Genomic DNA, 15,783 nt, shown 5'->3' with positions numbered 1-15,783 from the left:
CATGCGCAACGGAGCATACGCGCCGATCATAGAATGAGCGTGGGCGGATCCGCCCGTCATCCCAGGGAGTGATCGTGGCCCTCATCGTGCAGAAGTACGGCGGCTCGTCCGTCGCCGACGCAGAGAGCATCAAACGCGTCGCCAAGCGCATCGTCGACACGCGTCGTGCAGGCCACGACGTGGTCGTCGCCGTCAGCGCGATGGGCGACACCACCGACGAGCTGCTCGATCTCGCGAACGAGGTCGCACCGATCCCCGCCCCGCGCGAGCTCGACATGCTCCTCTCCAGCGGAGAGCGCATCTCGATGGCGCTGCTGGCCATGGCGATCCACTCGATGGGGTTCGAGGCGCGCTCGTTCACGGGCAGCCAGGCGGGCATGATCACCGACTCCCAGCACGGGGCCGCTCGCATCGTCGACGTCACTCCCGTGCGGTTGCGTGAAGCCCTCGACGAGGGGGCGATCGTGATCGTCGCCGGGTTCCAGGGCTTCAACCGCGACACCCGCGACATCACCACGCTCGGTCGCGGTGGCTCCGACACCACGGCCGTCGCCCTCGCCGCTGCGCTCGACGCCGACGTGTGCGAGATCTACAGCGATGTCGACGGCATCTTCACCGCCGATCCGCGCGTGATCCCCAAGGCGCAGAAGCTCGATCATGTCTCCAGCGAGGAGATGCTCGAGCTCGCCGCCAACGGCGCCAAGGTGCTGTACATCCGCGCCGTCGAGTACGCGCGCCGTCACGGCGTCCTCATTCACGCTCGGTCGACCTTCTCGTCGGCCGAGGGCACATACGTTCTGGGCGAGGGTATGAAGAACCCCCGCGAAGCCGAGGGAGCAGTCATGGAAGAACCGATCGTCGCCGGTGTCGCCACCGACTTCAGCCAGGCCAAGATCACGGTCGCGGGTGTGCCTGACGTGCCGGGCAAGGCTGCCGAGATCTTCAAGATCGTCGCCAAGTCGGGCGCGAACGTCGACATGATCGTGCAGAACGTCTCTGCCACCGGACGCACCGACATCTCCTTCACGGTGCCCAAGGCCGATGCGGCGGGAGCTCTCAAGGCCCTCGCCGGTGAGCAGACCGAGGTCGGATTCCAGAACCTGATCCACGACGATCAGATCGGCAAGCTCTCCGTCGTCGGTGCGGGGATGCGCACGCATTCGGGCGTCTCCGCCACCCTCTTCGAGGCGCTGTCGGCCGGCGGCATCAACATCGAGATGATCTCGACCTCCGAGATCCGCATCTCCGTGGTGCTGCGCGACACCGACCTGACCGAGGCCGCACGCACCGTGCACACCGCCTACGGGCTCGACGGCGACGCCGAGGCCACGGTCCACGCCGGCACCGGCCGCTGATCTCTGCCGCTCGCCGCCGTTTTCCTGCCGACCGTGCGAGAGCCGGCAGCGTAGGGCCGGCGGCCTGTCGGCGGCACGGTAGACTCACCGAAACCCTGACACCGGCGCCAGGCGCAGCCTCAGCACCCCGACGCCGCGCCCGAAGCCTCGTACGCAGTACCGCACGACGCCAAGGAACATCATGACCCGCATCTCCGAATCAGGACTCTCCGTCGCCATCGTCGGCGCCACCGGCCAGGTGGGCACCGTCATGCGCGAGATTCTCGCCGAGCGGTCGTTCCCGATCCGCGACCTGCGACTGTTCTCCTCCGCGCGCTCCGCCGGCACGGCCATCGAGTTCGGCGGCGCGACCGTGATCGTCGAAGACGTCGAGACGGCGGATGCCACGGGCATCGACATCGCCCTGTTCTCGGCGGGAGCCACGGCGAGCCGCGCCTATGCGCCGCGCTTCGCCGCTGCCGGTGCCGTGGTCGTCGACAACTCCAGCGCCTGGCGCATGGACCCCGAGGTTCCGCTCGTGGTCAGCGAGGTCAACCCGCATGCGATCGACGAGCGCCCCAAGGGCATCATCGCGAACCCGAACTGCACCACGATGGCCGCGATGCCGGTGCTGAAGGCGCTGCACGCCGAGGCCGGCCTCGAGCGTCTGATCGTGTCGACCTACCAGGCTGTCTCCGGCTCGGGACTCGCCGGCGCTCAGGAGCTGCTCGGCCAGGTCGAGGGTGTGCTCGCCCAGGGCGACACCCTCCGTCTCGTGCACGACGGATCCGCGGTCGACTTCCCCGAACCCGAGAAGTACATCGCCCCGATCGCGTTCGACGTGATCCCCTTCGCCGGCAACCTGGTCGACGACGGCGACAACGAGACCGACGAGGAGAAGAAGCTCCGCAATGAAAGCCGCAAGATCCTCGAACTCCCCGGCCTCCGCGTGGCCGGCACCTGCGTGCGGGTCCCGGTCTTCACCGGCCACTCGCTCTCGATCAACGTCGAGTTCGCGCGTGACATCACTCCCGAGCGTGCCCGTGAGGTGCTGAGCACGGCACCCGGTGTCGTCCTCGACGAGGTTCCCACGCCGCTGCAGGCTGCAGGCAAGGACCCGAGCTTCGTCGGTCGCATCCGCGCCGACCAGTCCGCACCCGAGGGAAAGGGACTCGTGCTCTTCCTGAGCAACGACAACCTGCGCAAGGGTGCCGCGCTGAACGCCGTGCAGATCGCCGAGATCCTGGCGGAGCGCCTGGCGGTCATAGCCTGACGGTATGCCCGCGATGCGGAAGCGGTCTGGCGCAGCAGCTCCGCATGGTCTGCGACGACGCGCCCGCGAACTAGACTGGTTCGGTGACTGAAAACGTCGATGTCGTCCTGATCGGCGGTGGCATCATGAGCGCCACCCTGGGTACTCTCCTGCACGAGCTGCAGCCGGAGTGGAAGATCGTCGCCTTCGAGCGACTCTCCGAGGTGGCTCAGGAGAGCTCGAATCCGTGGAACAACGCCGGCACGGGGCACGCTGCGCTGTGCGAGTTGAACTACATGCCGCAGCAGGGAGACGCTCCGCTCGACCCGGCCAAGGCGGTCTCGATCAACGAGCAGTTCCAGCAGAGCCGTCAGTTCTGGTCGTCGCTCGTGGAGAAGGGCGTGCTCGACGCGCCGTCGACCTTCATCAACGCGACGCCGCACATGACGTTCGTGCGCGGTGAGAAGGATGTCGCGTACCTCAGGAACCGCTACGAGGTGCTCAAGAAGCAGCCGCTGTTCGCCGGTATCGAGTACAGCGAAGACTCCCGCGTCATCAACAAGTGGGCGCCGCTGCTCATGCAGCAGCGCGTCAAGGGTGAGCCGTTCGCCGCGACCCGCGTCCCCGCCGGCACGGACGTCGACTTCGGCGCCCTCACCAACCAGCTCTTCGACCACCTGACCGACTCCGGCGTCACGCTGCGCACGAACCACGAGGTGCGCAGCCTGAAGAAGCAGAAGGACGGCACCTGGCTGGTCAAGTACCGCAACCGCATCGGGCACACCCCGAACGAGGTCAAGGCGCGCTTCGTGTTCGTCGGAGCCGGCGGCTGGGCGCTCAAGCTGCTGCAGAACTCCGGCATCCCCGAGATCAAGGGTTACGGCGTCTTCCCCATCGGCGGACAGTTCCTCAAGACCACGAACCCGACCGTCGTCGCTCAGCACAAGGCGAAGGTGTACTCGCAGGCGTCCGTCGGTGCTCCGCCCATGTCGGTCCCGCACCTCGACACCCGCGTCGTCGACGGCGAGGCCTCGCTGATGTTCGGGCCGTTCGCGACCTTCAGCCCCAAGTTCCTGAAGAACGGGTCGATGCTCGACATCGTCACCCAGGTGCGCCCGCACAACCTGCTGCCGATGCTGCAGGTGGCGGTGAAGAACCCCGACCTCATCACCTACCTCGTCAGCGAGCTGCTGAAGAACCACGCCAAGAAGGTCGACAGCCTGCGCACCTTCATGCCGACGGCGAAGGATGAGGACTGGACCCTCATCGACGCCGGTCAGCGGGCTCAGGTCATGAAGAAAGACCCGAAGAAGGGTGGCATCCTGCAGTTCGGCACCGAGGTCGTCGCCGCGTCCGACGGGTCGATCGCCGGTCTGCTTGGCGCCTCTCCCGGTGCCTCGACCGCCGTCCCGATCATGCTCGACCTGCTCAAGAAGTGCTTCCCCGCGGAGTACCCGGGCTGGGAGCCCGAGCTGCGCGCGCTGATCCCCACCTTCGGCCAGAAGCTGAACGACGACGCGGCACTCGCGGAGAAGTCGACCGAAGCGACCGCAGCCGCACTCGGCATCAACGTCTGAGCCGGCACCGTGGCGAAGCTCTACTTCCGCTACGGCGCGATGAACTCGGGCAAGTCGACGGCATTGCTGCAGGCCGCCTACAACTATGAAGAGCGTGGGCAGCGGGTGCTGCTGGCGAAGCCGGCGATCGACACCAAAGGGGCGTCGGAGATCGAGAGTCGACTGGGCGTGACGCGCCAGGTCGACTTCCTCATCGCCCCCGACGACGATGCCCGCGTGATCTTCGCCACTCATCGAGGACGCATGCAGCACGCGTCGGATGACGAACTGCTCCCCGAAGGTCCGATCGACGTGGCCTGCCTGCTGATCGATGAGGCGCAGTTCCTCACGCCGTCGCAGGTCGACGACCTCTTCCGCATCGCGGTGGTCGATGGGATCCCGGTCATCGCGTACGGCATCCGCAACGACTTCCTCACGCACGCGTTCCCCGGGTCCGCGCGCCTGCTCGCGATCGCGCACTCGCTCGAGGAGCTCAAGACCATCTGCCGCTGCGGACGCAAGGCCGTGTTCAACGGTCGCGTGGTCGGCGGGCGCTTCGTGTTCGACGGCGACCAGGTCGCGATCGACGAGGGCGCCACCGGCTCGGCCTCGCCCGAGCTGACCACCTATGAGTCGCTGTGCGGCACCTGCTACCTCGAAGAGTCCGGCGGGCGCCTGGGCTGAGGCGCCGCCCGGCTCCCTCTCCACGCTCCAGGAAGAGCGCCTTTCGTCGCGCGCGATGAAGGAGACTCCCGCGTGCCTCCCGCGAGGGGCGGCGTCTTTCCGCGCCTGTTTGCGTGGTCTGACCACACGCGATACTCTGTGGTCAGACCACAGGAGGATCGATGGCGGAACAGCCGGCGCGCGCATGGCGACTCGTGCTCGAGCACATCGAACGCGACCTCCTCGATGCCCGCCTCGGCCCGGGCGACCGGCTGCCCTCCGAGCGTGATCTGGCCACCGAGCTCGGCGTCGGCCGATCCAGTGTTCGGGAGGCGTTCCGCGTCCTCGAGGTGATGGGACTCATCCGCACCGCGACCGGCTCAGGCCCGCAGTCGGGCGCCATCGTCATCGCCACGCCCACCGGGGGCATGTCGGCGCTGTTGCGGCTGCAGGTCGCGGCTCAGGGCTTCCCTCTTGACGATGTCGTACGCACACGTCTAGTGCTCGAAGACGCGGTCGTCCAGGTGCTGGCTGCGGCGTCCGACCGCGACACGAGCCGCGCCCACGAACTGCTCGAGGCGATGGATGCGCGAGGCCTCGCCCCGGCGGAGTTCCTCGCCCTCGACGCTCAGCTGCATCTCTCCCTCGCCGAAGCCAGCGGCAACACGGTCATCGCCGCGATGATGGCGGGTCTTCGCTCCTCGATCGAGTCCTACGTGCAGGCGGGAGTCTCCGCGATCCCGGACTGGGAGGCGATGGCGACTCGTCTCCGCTCCGAGCACCGCGCCCTCGTCGCGGCCATCGATGCCGCCGATGTCGATGCCGCGCGCTCGTTGGTCCACACCCACATCACCGGCTATTACACGTCCGCGGGGCTCACCCGTGACACCCACCCCCAGATCTGAGAGGCACATCATGGTGCAGCGCCAGTTCCCGAACCCCGTCGAGCTCCTCGAGCTGATGAAGTTCAAGAAGCCCGAACTCGACGGGCGCAAGCGGCGTCTGGAGGGTGCCCTCACGATCGACGATCTGCGCCTCATCGCCAAGCGACGCACACCCAAGGCCGCCTTCGACTACACCGACGGAGCCGCCGAAGGCGAACTTTCCCTGACCCGCGCACGTCAGGCCTTCCAGGACGTGGAGTTCCACCCCGGCATCCTGCGTCCGGCGCCCACGGTCGACACGAGCGTCGAGATCCTCGGCGGACCTTCCGCCCTGCCGTTCGGAATCGCGCCCACCGGATTCACGCGTCTGATGCAGACGGAGGGGGAGACCGCGGGTGCGGGAGCCGCGGCGGCAGCCGGCATCCCGTTCACGCTCTCGACGCTCGGCACCACCTCGATCGAGGGGGTGAAGGCCGCCAACCCGCACGGGCGCAACTGGTTCCAGCTCTACGTCATGCGTGATCGCGAGATCTCGTACGAGCTCACCCGCCGTGCGGCCGCCTCGGGGTTCGACACCCTGCAGTTCACGGTGGACACCCCCGTCGCCGGTGCCCGCCTGCGCGACAAGCGCAACGGGTTCAGCATCCCGCCGCAGCTCACTCTCGGCACGATCATCAACGCGATCCCGCGGCCCTGGTGGTGGTATGACTTCCTCACCACTCCGAAGCTCGAGTTCGCGTCTCTCAGCACCACGGGCGGCACGGTCGGTGAGCTGCTGGACGCGGCGATGGACCCGACGATCAGCTACGACGACCTCGCGGTCATCCGCGACATCTGGCCCGGCAAGATCGTGATCAAGGGCGTGCAGAACGTCGAGGACTCTGTGCGCCTGCGTGACGCGGGTGTCGACGGCATCGTGCTCTCCAATCACGGAGGGCGTCAGCTCGACCGTGCGCCGATCCCGTTCCACCTGCTCCCCGAGGTGCGCAAGGCCGTCGGCGACGACTTCACCGTCATGATCGACACCGGCATCATGAACGGCGCAGACATCGTCGCGGCCGTGGCCCTCGGGGCGGACTTCACTCTGATCGGACGGGCGTACCTCTACGGCCTGATGGCGGGCGGGCGTCAGGGCGTCGACCGGACGATCGCGATCCTGCGTAGCGAGATCGAGCGCACGATGCGCCTGCTGGGGGTCGCCTCCCTCGCCGAGCTCGAGCCCGCGCACGTGACGCAGCTGACCCGTCTGGTCCCGGTCGCCCGCTCTGCCGCCGAGGCTCGCGTGCACTGAGACCGCGCTCGTTCGATCCCGTGCGCGCGGTGGCTCTGCGGTCTCAGGACTGCGTGGCCACCGCCCGTGCGCGCGGGGGCCACGGCACGAGCATCGACGTCGTGCGGCGGTAGTCGGCGTAGGCCGGGTACTTCGACGCGGTGATCGACTCGGTGAAGATCGTCGACCCGATGAACAGCACCGTGAGCAGGGCGGGGCCGACGATGGTCGGGTTCAGCACCCCTCCGATGACACCGCCGCCGCCGGTGACCGCTGCGGTCGCGCCGATCGCGTAGAAGGCCCACCACTGCGCCTGTTCGAAGAAGAAGTTCGGGTGCCGGCTGTAGCGGAACAGGCCCGTCGTGGCGAAGCCGGGTGCGAGAGTGCCGCCCGCCTCCTTCTTGCGCTGATGGAACCGCCACTGCTGCTGGTCAGCCACGGTCTCCCCGGCCAGGAAGGCGACGAAGGCGGCGATGAACAGCGCATCCCAGCCGGTGAGGGCGGAGGGGTTCTGCGCGGCGACGGCGGCGGGGAGTGTGATGAGCACGAGCAGCGCCATCTGGTAGCAGATGATGAACAGCACGTTGAAGATCTGGAACTGCCAGGGGCGCATCCGTCCCCGCAGGATGGCCCACCGGTAGTCCTCCATCCCGGTGTAGCCGCCCTTGCGGGCGAAGTTGAAAGTCAGGCGTGCGCCCCACGCGGTCGCGAGTACTCCCATCAGGACCACACGGGCGGATCCTTCGCCGTTCACGAAGGCCCCGGCGACGAAGATCCAGACGTAGGCCACCGGCACGATCGACCATGCGCGGTCGACCCAGGACGTGTCGCGGGTGATCAGGGAGAGCACCCAGCAGGCGGCACTGGTGACCGCGGCGACGATGATGACGATCAGCAGGGCATCCATGACGCCATGCTAGGACCCTGCTGCCGTGTCACGCTGCACGACACTGTTCAGGTCAGAGCGTGAGCAGAAGGGCGTCGAGCTTGTCGGCGGTGTCTTCCCAGCCCTCCACCGCCACCGAGGGCACACCGATCGCGAGCACGGGGTAGTCGTTGCCGCCCTCGTCGAGCCGGTCGCCGTAGAACAGCATGTCGGTCAGTGCTATGCCCGTGCGGGCGGCGAGCTGCCGCATCCCGAAGGCCTTGTCGATGCCGGCCTGGGTGATGTCGATCGAGGTCGAGCCGCCCGAGCGCACCTCGAGACCGGGGAGACGTGCAGCGACCGCATCGCGCAGCGCACCGCGCTTGGCCCCCGTCGGGTCCCAGTCGTGCTTCGCCTCGCGCGGGGCGCTCTGACCCAGCGCCGAGAACGTGATCTGGGAACCACGGTCTTCGAGGATCTCGCCCCACGGCTCGGCCTCCCAGAGTCCGAGCCGTTCGGCTTCTTCGCGCAGAGCCGTCAGCGCGGCCTGCTTCTCGGCGTCGCTGAGGTCGTGGGCGTAGACCGGCATGAAGTCGGTGCCGTCGTGGCGGAGGTAGCGGGTGCCGCACGTGGGCAGCAGGTGCAGACGCGCGAGATCCGCGGGGTCGGCGTCGCCGAGGCGCGACACCACCTGCGAGCGGAACTGGGCCTCGTTGCCACCCGAGATGATGGCGACGTCGACCGTGCGCAGGAGGGCGCGCAGCAGGGCGGCGATTCGCGGGTCGATCAGACCCTTCGAGGGAGCGAGCGTGTCATCGAGGTCGAAGGCGACGAGTGTGGGCGCGGTCATGATGTCTCCAGCCTAGAAGGTGGACGCTGGGAGGATCGCGGGGCGACGAGCAGAGTGACCACGACGGCGAGGGCGACCCCGAGGATCGCGCCCGTGGAGTTGGCCACGACGTCGTTCACCGTCGCCGCGCGGTGGGGGAGCGCCACGCGCTGCGCCGTCTCGATCGCCGCGGAAAGCAGGGGACCGACCAGGAGCGCGAGGAACCACACCCGACGGGGGAGGAGCAGGAAGGCGAGGATGCCGACCGGCACGAACACGAGCACGTTCGCGATGATCTCGAGGCGGGTGAAATCGAGCGATTCCCAGCCGAGACGATGAGCTGTGGTGAGCACGACATCGAGCAGGTTCGGCATGGTCTCCTCGACCCGGGAGGGCGTGAGGGTGAGAGCGGCGAGGCCGATCAGGAAAGGGATTCCGAGGACGAGGGCCCAGACCCGTGTGAAGCGGCGCGGCGGCGGGAGCAGAGAGCTCATGCGTTCCCTTCGTGCGCGATCCCGATACAGAGAAGGCCGCCCCTGAGGGCGGCCTTCCGGTGTCACTGGTCGGGGTGACAGGATTTGAACCTGCGACCTCTTCGTCCCGAACGAAGCGCGCTACCAAGCTGCGCCACACCCCGTTTGCAACCCTCCGAGTCTACAGGGAAATGTTCTCTGCGCCGAATCGAGGCAGGATCAGTCCCGCGCGGTCAGCGTGAGCAGCGTCGCCTCGGGCCGACACGCGAAGCGCACGGGGGCGTAGATGGAGTGTCCGCAGCCCGCGCTCACGTTGAGCGGCACGGTGCGGTCGCCGTGCGACCACGTGCTCAGGCCCTTGGCCTGCTTGAGGGGGATGTCGCAGTTCGCCACGAGGGCGCCGAATCCCGGGAGGCAGACCTGGCCGCCGTGCGTGTGGCCACCGAGGATCGCGTCGGCTCCCAGATCGGTGAAGCCGTTGAGCACGCGCTGGTAGGGCGCGTGCGTGACACCGAGTACAGGAGTCGTCGCCGCGCGGGCCCCGAGGGCGGCGATGGCGTCGGGAAGCTCATCCAGGCGGTCCCAGTCGCGGTGGGCGTCGTTGACGCCGAAGAGGTCGACCTCGGCGCCGGCGATGCGCAGCCGCGCTGCCGCGTTGTTCAGGTCGGTCCAGCCGAGCTCGTCCGTGAAGTACCGGTCCATCGCGTCGGTGTCCAGGAGCTCGGGCTTGTGGTGCTTCTTGGACGGTCCGAGGAAGTAGCGGAACGGGTTGCGCGGCGACGGCGCGGCGACGTCGTTCGATCCGTGCACGAAGACGCCGGGGATGCCCGCGAGCGGCGCGAAAGCGCGTCGGATGCCCTCGAGTCCGTTCTCATGGCCGAGGTTGTCTCCGGTGTTCACGATGAGGTCGGGCTTCAACTCCGCGAGGGAGGCGAGCCAGTCCTGTTTGCGGTGCTGCCACGGCGCCATGTGCGCATCGGAGATGTGCAGGATACGCAACGGGGCAGAGCCGGAGGGCAGGGCCTTCGCCGTGGCCTCCCGCACCGTGAAGAGGTACCTCTCGATGCCGATGCCCCAGATCGCGGCTGCCGCACCCACGGCCCCCACCGCGCCGAGCGCGACGAGGGCCGGGTGTGCGGCGCGGCGTGCGACTACTGGCACGTCACACGGACGGACGTGGACTTGCTGGCCGCGGTGCCGGGAGCCGGGTCGGAGTTCCCCACGACAGAAGTCGGTGGATTGCAGGAGTTGTCGAACTCGATGTTCGTGAATCCTGCCGCACCGAGCGCGGCGGAGGCCTGGGCTCTCGACATCCCGACGAGATTCGCGGGAACGGTCGTGCCCTGCCCGTTGCTCGTCGTGAGGGTGACGGTCGCGCCGGTCGCCGCTTCCCCGTTGGGATCTTGCGCTGCGACGAGACCGGCGGCGAGATCGCTGTCCACCGCCCCTCCGACGGAGACCTGGAAGCCCGCGTCCGTCAGGATCGCGGTCGCCTCCTCCACCGACTTGCCCACCACGCTCGGAACCGTCGCCAGCTGCTGGCGGGTGAGTTTGCCATCGGGCTTCGGGAAGGCGTCCCCGCCGTACGCGGCGTTGGCTGCGGCCTGCGCGGCCTGTGCCACCGGATAACGCATGTCGTTGAGGTTCCAGCCGTTGGCCCTCTTGCGGTAGATGTTCTCCTGACCCTGCCAGCGACCGGCCCAGACCGCCGTGGCGACCTTGGTGCTGGACTCGATCATCATGGTCGACCAGGTGTCGTGCGTTCCGGTCTTGCCGATCAGCGGCGTGCCGTCGTTGGTGTTGGCGCGGGCACCGGTGCCGCCGCCACCCATCACGCTCTGCAGTGCGAAGGCAGCGGTCGCTGCGACCTCAGGCGAGATCACGCCCTCGGTGCACGAGGAGGCGGGCAGCTCACGGTCCTGGCCGTCGGGGCCGACGACGCGATCGATCGCGCGCGGCGTGCAGTACGTGCCGCCGCTGGCGACGGTCGCGTAGGCGTTCGCCATCGCGAGGGGCGAGATGTTCTTCGGGCCGAGCACGTCGAAGGGCACGTTCTCGTCGGTGACCTTGCCGCCGTTCGCCAGCGTGACGCCCATACGGTCGGCGACCTTGTTGATGTCGCAGATGTCGAGCTTCGACGCCATCGCGAAGTAACCGCTGTTGAGCGAGTTCTTCGTGAAGCTCAGCACGGATCCGGTTCCACCGCCACCGCCGCCGAAGTTGCCGATCTCCTTCGTGTTGGCGTTCTGCTTTGCGCCACACACGGGGATCTTCAGGTTCGTCTGCACGCTTCCGTTCAGCACCTCGTTGACGGAGTGCCCCTTCTCGAGCCAGTCGATCAGGGTGAAGAGCTTGTAGGTCGAGCCGACCTGGAAGCCGCCGGAGTTGCCGTGCTCCCTGTCGCCGGCGAACACCAGTGACGAGTACGCCTGGTCATCGGTGGGAGTCTCGGTGAACAGCGTGTTCTGCGTCATCGAGAGGATGCGACCGGTGCCGACCTCGACCGAGACACCGGCGGCGCCGAAGTAGGCGTTGTCGGCGTTGGCGGGAACGACCTCGGCCATCTTCTCGGCGGCCGGGGTCTGGATGCGGTAGTCGAGCGTGGTGTAGATCTTCAGACCGCCGCGGCGGAGCAGATCCGTCCGCTCCTGCTGGGTCTTGCCGAAGGCCTCGTCGTTCAGCACGATCGACTTCACGTACTGGCAGAAGTATGCGCTGGCCCCGGCGGACGCGCAGCCCTGGGTCGGAGGATTCAGGGCCGGCGCGATGTCCGAGGCGTCGGCCTCGTCGTACTGCGCCTGCGTGATCTTGCCGTCGGCGAGCATGCGACCGAGCACGTAGTGGCGGCGGTCCTTCGTGAGCGCGTAGCCGTCAGCGGCGTTGTTCAGCGCGACGCCCTCGGCGTTCGTGATCGTGCCCTGTTCCGCCTTGTCGATGCGGTAGGTGTTGGGGTTCTGCACGATGCCGGCGAGCGTCGCCGACTGCGCGACCGTGAGGTTCGCCGCGGTCGTGGAGAAGTAGTAGTTCGCTGCGGCCTCGATGCCGTACACGGTGCCACCGAAGTTGGCGATGTTCAGGTACCCGAGCAGGATGTCGTTCTTCGAGAAGTCCTTCTCGATCTGGATCGCGTACCGCATCTCCTGCAGCTTGCGCTCGATGCCCTTGCTCCCTGTCGCGTTGGTCGCGTCGAGCCAGCACTGCTGGAGGTCCTCGGAGTAGGTGTCGGAGGTCGTGTCGACCTCCTGCTCGCACTTCTGGATGAGCACGTTCTTGACGTACTGCTGGCTGATCGTCGAAGCGCCGCGGCTGGACGTGCCGCGCACGTTGTCGACGAGAGCCTTCACCGTGGCGCCGATGTTCACGCCGCCATGGCTGTAGAAGTTCTTGTCCTCACTCGAGAGGATCGCGTCGTACAGGTTCGGGGAGATCTGCTCGTAGGTGACGGGGACGCGGTTCTGCTCGTAGAACGAGGCGAGCTCGACCGTCGAACCGTCCGGGGCGGTCGCGTAGATCGTCGACTGCTCCATCGGCGTGCTCGGGTCGAGACTCTCGGGGAGCTGATCGAAGAGGGTGAGAGCCTGGGTGCCTGCGAGGCCGGTCATCGCGAGCACCGGGGTGACGCTGGCCGTGACGAGGAGACCGGCGACGGCGCTCAGACCGACGAGCCCGACGAGACCGCCGAGCACGCCTCTCACCGTGCGATTCTTTTGGGGCATACGCTTGATCGTAGGGGAGTTCCCTGAATACCGCCTTTGACGAGCACGCCCCGGAATTCCGGTGTCGCGCCCCGATCGACAGGAGTGCCATGACCACGTGGGAGTACCTCACCACGCCGCTGCTGATCCACAACACGGCAGCCATCCTCAACAACTGGGGCAAGCAGGGCTGGGAGCTCGTGCAGGTCGTGCAGGGACCGGAGGGCGGACTCGTCGCCTATCTGAAGCGCCCCGTGACCTCCGACGCGTCGGCCAACGCCGGCCTCGCCGCCGCCGAGCAGGCCGCACGCCAGTTCGAGGGAGATCAGGCATGAGCGTCTCGGACCGTCTCGCCGAGCTCGGCATCGAACTGCCCGCTGTCGCCGCTCCGGTCGCCGCCTACGTGCCGGCCGTCGTGCACGGCGGTCTCGTCTACACCTCGGGACAGCTGCCCTTCGTCGACGGCGCGCTTCCCGCCGTGGGTAAGGTGGGCGCCGAGGTCTCCGCAGAAGACGCGAAGACCTACGCCCGCACGTGTGCGCTGAACGCCCTCGCCGCAGCAGCGGATGCCGCCGGCGGCGTCGATCGCATCGCGGGTGTGCTGCGGGTCGGGGGCTTCGTCGCCTCCGCTGAGGGATTCACCGGTCAGCCCGGCGTGATCAACGGCTCCAGCGACGTGCTCGGAGAGATCTTCGGTGATGCCGGTCGTCATGCCCGCGCGGCCGTCGGCGTCGCAGAGCTCCCGCTCGGCAGCCCGGTCGAGGTCGAGGTCGCCTTCCTTCTCGCCTGAGCACGACGTACGCGGCGTGGATCGTCGCATCCGAATGAGAGAACGCGCCTCCCCGGGGAAGGGGAGGCGCGTTCTCTCGTCTGTCACGCCTCGGAGGCGTGGGCCGACCTACTTCACCTGGGCCGAGATGATGCTCATCACCGCGGTGTCGGCGAGCGTGGTGGTGTCGCCGACCTCGCGGCCCTCGGCGACGTCGCGGAGTAGGCGACGCATGATCTTGCCGGAGCGGGTCTTCGGCAGCTCGCCGACGATGTACACGTCGCGCGGGCGGGCGATGGCGCCGATCTGCTCGCCCACCCACAGCCGCAGCTGCTGGGCGAGGCCCGCAGGCTCGTGCGCGGCGAGGTAGCTCTCCTTGATGATGACGAAGGCGACGACCGCCTGTCCGGTCGTCTCGTCGGAGGCGCCGACCACCGCAGCCTCGGCGGTCGCCTCGTGCGCGACCAGGGACGACTCGATCTCCGCCGTCGACAGGCGGTGTCCCGAGACGTTCATGACATCGTCGACGCGGCCCAGCAGCCAGAGGTCGCCGTCTTCGTCGAGGCGCGCTCCGTCGCCGGCGAAGTAGTAGCCCTGGTCCTCGAATTTCTCCCAGTAGGTCTCGCGATAGCGCTCGGGGTCGCCCCAGATGCCGCGCAGCATGCTCGGCCAGGGCTCGGTGATCACGAGCAGGCCGCCGCTGCCGTTGCCGACCTCGATGCCGCTCTCGTCGACGACGTCGATCGAGATCCCGGGGAGCGGGACCTGGGCGGACCCGGGCTTGGTCTCGGTGACTCCCGGAAGAGCGGACACCATGATCGCGCCGGTCTCGGTCTGCCACCAGGTGTCGACGATCGGCGTCTTGTTCGCCCCGATGACCTCGCGGTACCACATCCACGCCTCGGGGTTGATGGGCTCTCCCACCGAACCGAGCAGTCGCAGCGACGACAGGTCGAACTTCGCCGGGACGCTGCGACCGATCTTCATGAACGAGCGGATCGCGGTCGGGGCGGTGTAGAAGATCGACACCTTGTACTTCTCGATGATCTCCCACCACCGGCCGGGGTGCGGTGCATCGGGGGTTCCCTCGTAGAGCACCTGGGTCGCGCCGTTGGCGAGGGGCCCGTAGGCGACGTAGCTGTGCCCCGTGATCCAGCCGATGTCGGCCGTGCACCAGAACACGTCGGTCTCCGGGTGCAGGTCGAAGACGTACTTGTGCGAGTACGCGACCTGGGTGAGATACCCGCCGGAGGTGTGCAGGATGCCCTTGGGTTTCCCCGTCGTTCCCGAGGTGTAGAGGATGAACAGCGGGTTCTCCGCAGGGAAGGCCTGCGCCGTGTGCTCGGCGGATGCGGCGGGAACGGCGTCGTGCCACCAGATGTCGCGGCCGTCGATCCAGTCGACCTCGTTCTCGCCGCGCTTGACGACCAGGACGTGCTCGACGGTCTGCTGCTCGCCGTCGCCGCGGTCGGCGAGAGCCTGATCGACGGCGGGCTTGAGTGCCGAGACGCGGCCCTTGCGATAGCCGCCGTCGGCCGTGATGACCAGCTTGGCGCCGGCATCGTCGATGCGTGAGCGCAGGCTGTCGGCGCTGAAGCCGCCGAACACGACGGAGTGGATGGCGCCGACACGCGCGACCGCGAGCATCGACGCGATCGCCTCGGGGATCATGGGCAGGTAGATCGCGACGCGGTCGCCCTGGCCGATGCCCAGTCCCTCGAGCACGTTGGCGACGCGCTTGACCTCGTCGGTGAGCTCGGCGTACGTGATGCGGCGGGTGTCACCCGGTTCGCCCTCCCAGTGCAGGGCGACGCGGTCGCCGTTGCCCGCCTCGACGTGACGGTCGAGGCAGTTGTAGGCGACGTTCAGCTCGCCGTCGTCGAACCACTTCGCGAACGGCGGGTTGCTCCAGTCGAGCACCTGGGTGAAGGGTTTGTGCCAGTGCACGAGTTCGCGGGACTGCTCGCCCCAGAAGGCCTCGCGGTCGGCGGCGGCGCGCTCGTACAGTTCGGGCGACGTGATGGTGTGGGCGACGAACTCTTCTGACGGCGGGAACTTCCGGGTCTCGTCGAGAAGGTGGTCGATCTGGCTGCTCATCGGCAGGCGCTCCTTTGCGGCATACGGGTCTTTCGAGCATGGTCGTGGGGGGTGGGCGACCAGGTCACGGCGAATCTATCCGTGCGACCACCCATC

At 67.9% G+C, this 15,783-nt stretch carries 14 protein-coding genes and 1 tRNA gene; 8 read left to right on the top strand and 7 right to left on the bottom strand.

Features of this window, described 5'->3' with window-relative positions; translation table 11 throughout:
* Nucleotides 1-74: 74 nt before the first annotated feature.
* The 6 genes from D514_RS25205 to D514_RS25180 all read left to right on the top strand — a co-directional run bounded on the left by D514_RS25205 (nt 75) and on the right by D514_RS25180 (nt 6,980).
* Nucleotides 75-1,355, top strand: coding sequence for an aspartate kinase (locus D514_RS25205; RefSeq protein WP_031205603.1), 1,281 nt, complete (start codon nt 75-77; stop codon nt 1,353-1,355).
* Between the two features lie 181 nt (nt 1,356-1,536).
* Nucleotides 1,537-2,607 (top strand): aspartate-semialdehyde dehydrogenase, encoded by a 1,071-nt coding sequence (locus D514_RS25200; RefSeq protein WP_017829080.1) that lies wholly within the window; start codon nt 1,537-1,539, stop codon nt 2,605-2,607.
* A gap of 125 nt (nt 2,608-2,732) precedes the next feature.
* The gene (mqo, locus tag D514_RS25195; protein ID WP_236610947.1) at nt 2,733-4,163 is read left to right on the top strand and encodes a malate dehydrogenase (quinone); all 1,431 of its coding nucleotides are present in this window, start codon (nt 2,733-2,735) and stop codon (nt 4,161-4,163) included.
* A 9-nt stretch (nt 4,164-4,172) separates the two neighbouring features.
* Nucleotides 4,173-4,826: a thymidine kinase gene (locus D514_RS25190; protein WP_017829078.1), complete on the top strand. Its 654-nt coding sequence runs from the start codon at nt 4,173-4,175 to the stop codon at nt 4,824-4,826.
* Nucleotides 4,827-4,987: 161 nt separating this feature from the next.
* Complete coding sequence (locus D514_RS25185) at nt 4,988-5,710, top strand: FadR/GntR family transcriptional regulator (protein WP_017829077.1); 723 nt, start codon at nt 4,988-4,990, stop codon at nt 5,708-5,710.
* 10 nt (nt 5,711-5,720) lie between these two features.
* Nucleotides 5,721-6,980 (top strand): alpha-hydroxy acid oxidase, encoded by a 1,260-nt coding sequence (locus tag D514_RS25180; protein ID WP_017829076.1) that lies wholly within the window; start codon nt 5,721-5,723, stop codon nt 6,978-6,980.
* Nucleotides 6,981-7,023: 43 nt separating this feature from the next.
* Here the strand turns inward: D514_RS25180 and D514_RS25175 are convergent, their stop codons facing one another.
* From D514_RS25175 to D514_RS25150, 6 genes are all read right to left on the bottom strand, one after another.
* Nucleotides 7,024-7,866, bottom strand: coding sequence for a DUF1295 domain-containing protein (locus D514_RS25175; RefSeq protein ID WP_017829075.1), 843 nt, complete (start codon nt 7,864-7,866; stop codon nt 7,024-7,026).
* Between the two features lie 52 nt (nt 7,867-7,918).
* A complete protein-coding gene (locus D514_RS25170; RefSeq protein WP_017829074.1) occupies nt 7,919-8,674 on the bottom strand; it encodes an HAD-IIB family hydrolase in 756 nt (251 codons plus the stop codon).
* On the bottom strand, nt 8,671-9,147 hold the full coding sequence (locus D514_RS38040; RefSeq protein WP_017829073.1) for a VanZ family protein: 477 nt from the start codon (nt 9,145-9,147) through the stop codon (nt 8,671-8,673). The genes D514_RS25170 and D514_RS38040 overlap by 4 nt, the downstream gene beginning before the upstream one ends.
* Before the next feature lie 66 nt (nt 9,148-9,213).
* Nucleotides 9,214-9,290 (bottom strand) — tRNA-Pro (locus D514_RS25160).
* Between the two features lie 55 nt (nt 9,291-9,345).
* Nucleotides 9,346-10,287: a metallophosphoesterase gene (locus D514_RS25155; RefSeq protein ID WP_031205600.1), complete on the bottom strand. Its 942-nt coding sequence runs from the start codon at nt 10,285-10,287 to the stop codon at nt 9,346-9,348.
* Entirely contained in the window at nt 10,278-12,842 is a 2,565-nt protein-coding gene (locus D514_RS25150; RefSeq protein ID WP_031205598.1) for a transglycosylase domain-containing protein, read from the bottom strand. Before D514_RS25150 ends, D514_RS25155 begins: the two co-directional genes overlap by 10 nt.
* Nucleotides 12,843-12,931: 89 nt before the next feature.
* On the opposite strand from D514_RS25150, the gene D514_RS25145 reads away from it, so the two are divergent.
* Nucleotides 12,932-13,156 (top strand): hypothetical protein, encoded by a 225-nt coding sequence (locus tag D514_RS25145; RefSeq protein WP_017829070.1) that lies wholly within the window; start codon nt 12,932-12,934, stop codon nt 13,154-13,156.
* Nucleotides 13,153-13,611 carry a RidA family protein gene (locus D514_RS25140; protein WP_017829069.1) on the top strand — a complete coding sequence of 153 codons (459 nt, stop codon included), beginning with the start codon at nt 13,153-13,155 and terminating at the stop codon, nt 13,609-13,611. The genes D514_RS25145 and D514_RS25140 overlap by 4 nt, the downstream gene beginning before the upstream one ends.
* 108 nt (nt 13,612-13,719) lie before the next feature.
* Here the strand turns inward: D514_RS25140 and acs are convergent, their stop codons facing one another.
* Nucleotides 13,720-15,687: an acetate--CoA ligase gene (gene acs / locus D514_RS25135; protein ID WP_017829068.1), complete on the bottom strand. Its 1,968-nt coding sequence runs from the start codon at nt 15,685-15,687 to the stop codon at nt 13,720-13,722.
* Between the last annotated feature and the right edge of the window lie 96 nt (nt 15,688-15,783).

The organism is Microbacterium sp. UCD-TDU, from assembly GCF_000340625.1.
Classification (GTDB): domain Bacteria; phylum Actinomycetota; class Actinomycetes; order Actinomycetales; family Microbacteriaceae; genus Microbacterium; species Microbacterium maritypicum.
This window is presented reverse-complemented; position numbering and strand designations above follow the sequence as displayed.

Coding starts and splice junctions, on each gene's coding strand:
- D514_RS25200 (WP_017829080.1), top strand. CDS start 1,537: ATGACCCGCATCTCCGAATCAGGACTCTCCGTCGCCATCGTCGGCGCC.
- mqo (WP_236610947.1), top strand. CDS start 2,733: ATGAGCGCCACCCTGGGTACTCTCCTGCACGAGCTGCAGCCGGAGTGG.
- D514_RS25185 (WP_017829077.1), top strand. CDS start 4,988: ATGGCGGAACAGCCGGCGCGCGCATGGCGACTCGTGCTCGAGCACATC.
- D514_RS25180 (WP_017829076.1), top strand. CDS start 5,721: ATGGTGCAGCGCCAGTTCCCGAACCCCGTCGAGCTCCTCGAGCTGATG.
- D514_RS25175 (WP_017829075.1), bottom strand. CDS start 7,866: ATGGATGCCCTGCTGATCGTCATCATCGTCGCCGCGGTCACCAGTGCC.
- D514_RS25170 (WP_017829074.1), bottom strand. CDS start 8,674: ATGACCGCGCCCACACTCGTCGCCTTCGACCTCGATGACACGCTCGCT.
- D514_RS38040 (WP_017829073.1), bottom strand. CDS start 9,147: ATGAGCTCTCTGCTCCCGCCGCCGCGCCGCTTCACACGGGTCTGGGCC.
- D514_RS25150 (WP_031205598.1), bottom strand. CDS start 12,842: ATGCCCCAAAAGAATCGCACGGTGAGAGGCGTGCTCGGCGGTCTCGTC.
- D514_RS25145 (WP_017829070.1), top strand. CDS start 12,932: ATGACCACGTGGGAGTACCTCACCACGCCGCTGCTGATCCACAACACG.
- D514_RS25140 (WP_017829069.1), top strand. CDS start 13,153: ATGAGCGTCTCGGACCGTCTCGCCGAGCTCGGCATCGAACTGCCCGCT.
- acs (WP_017829068.1), bottom strand. CDS start 15,687: ATGAGCAGCCAGATCGACCACCTTCTCGACGAGACCCGGAAGTTCCCG.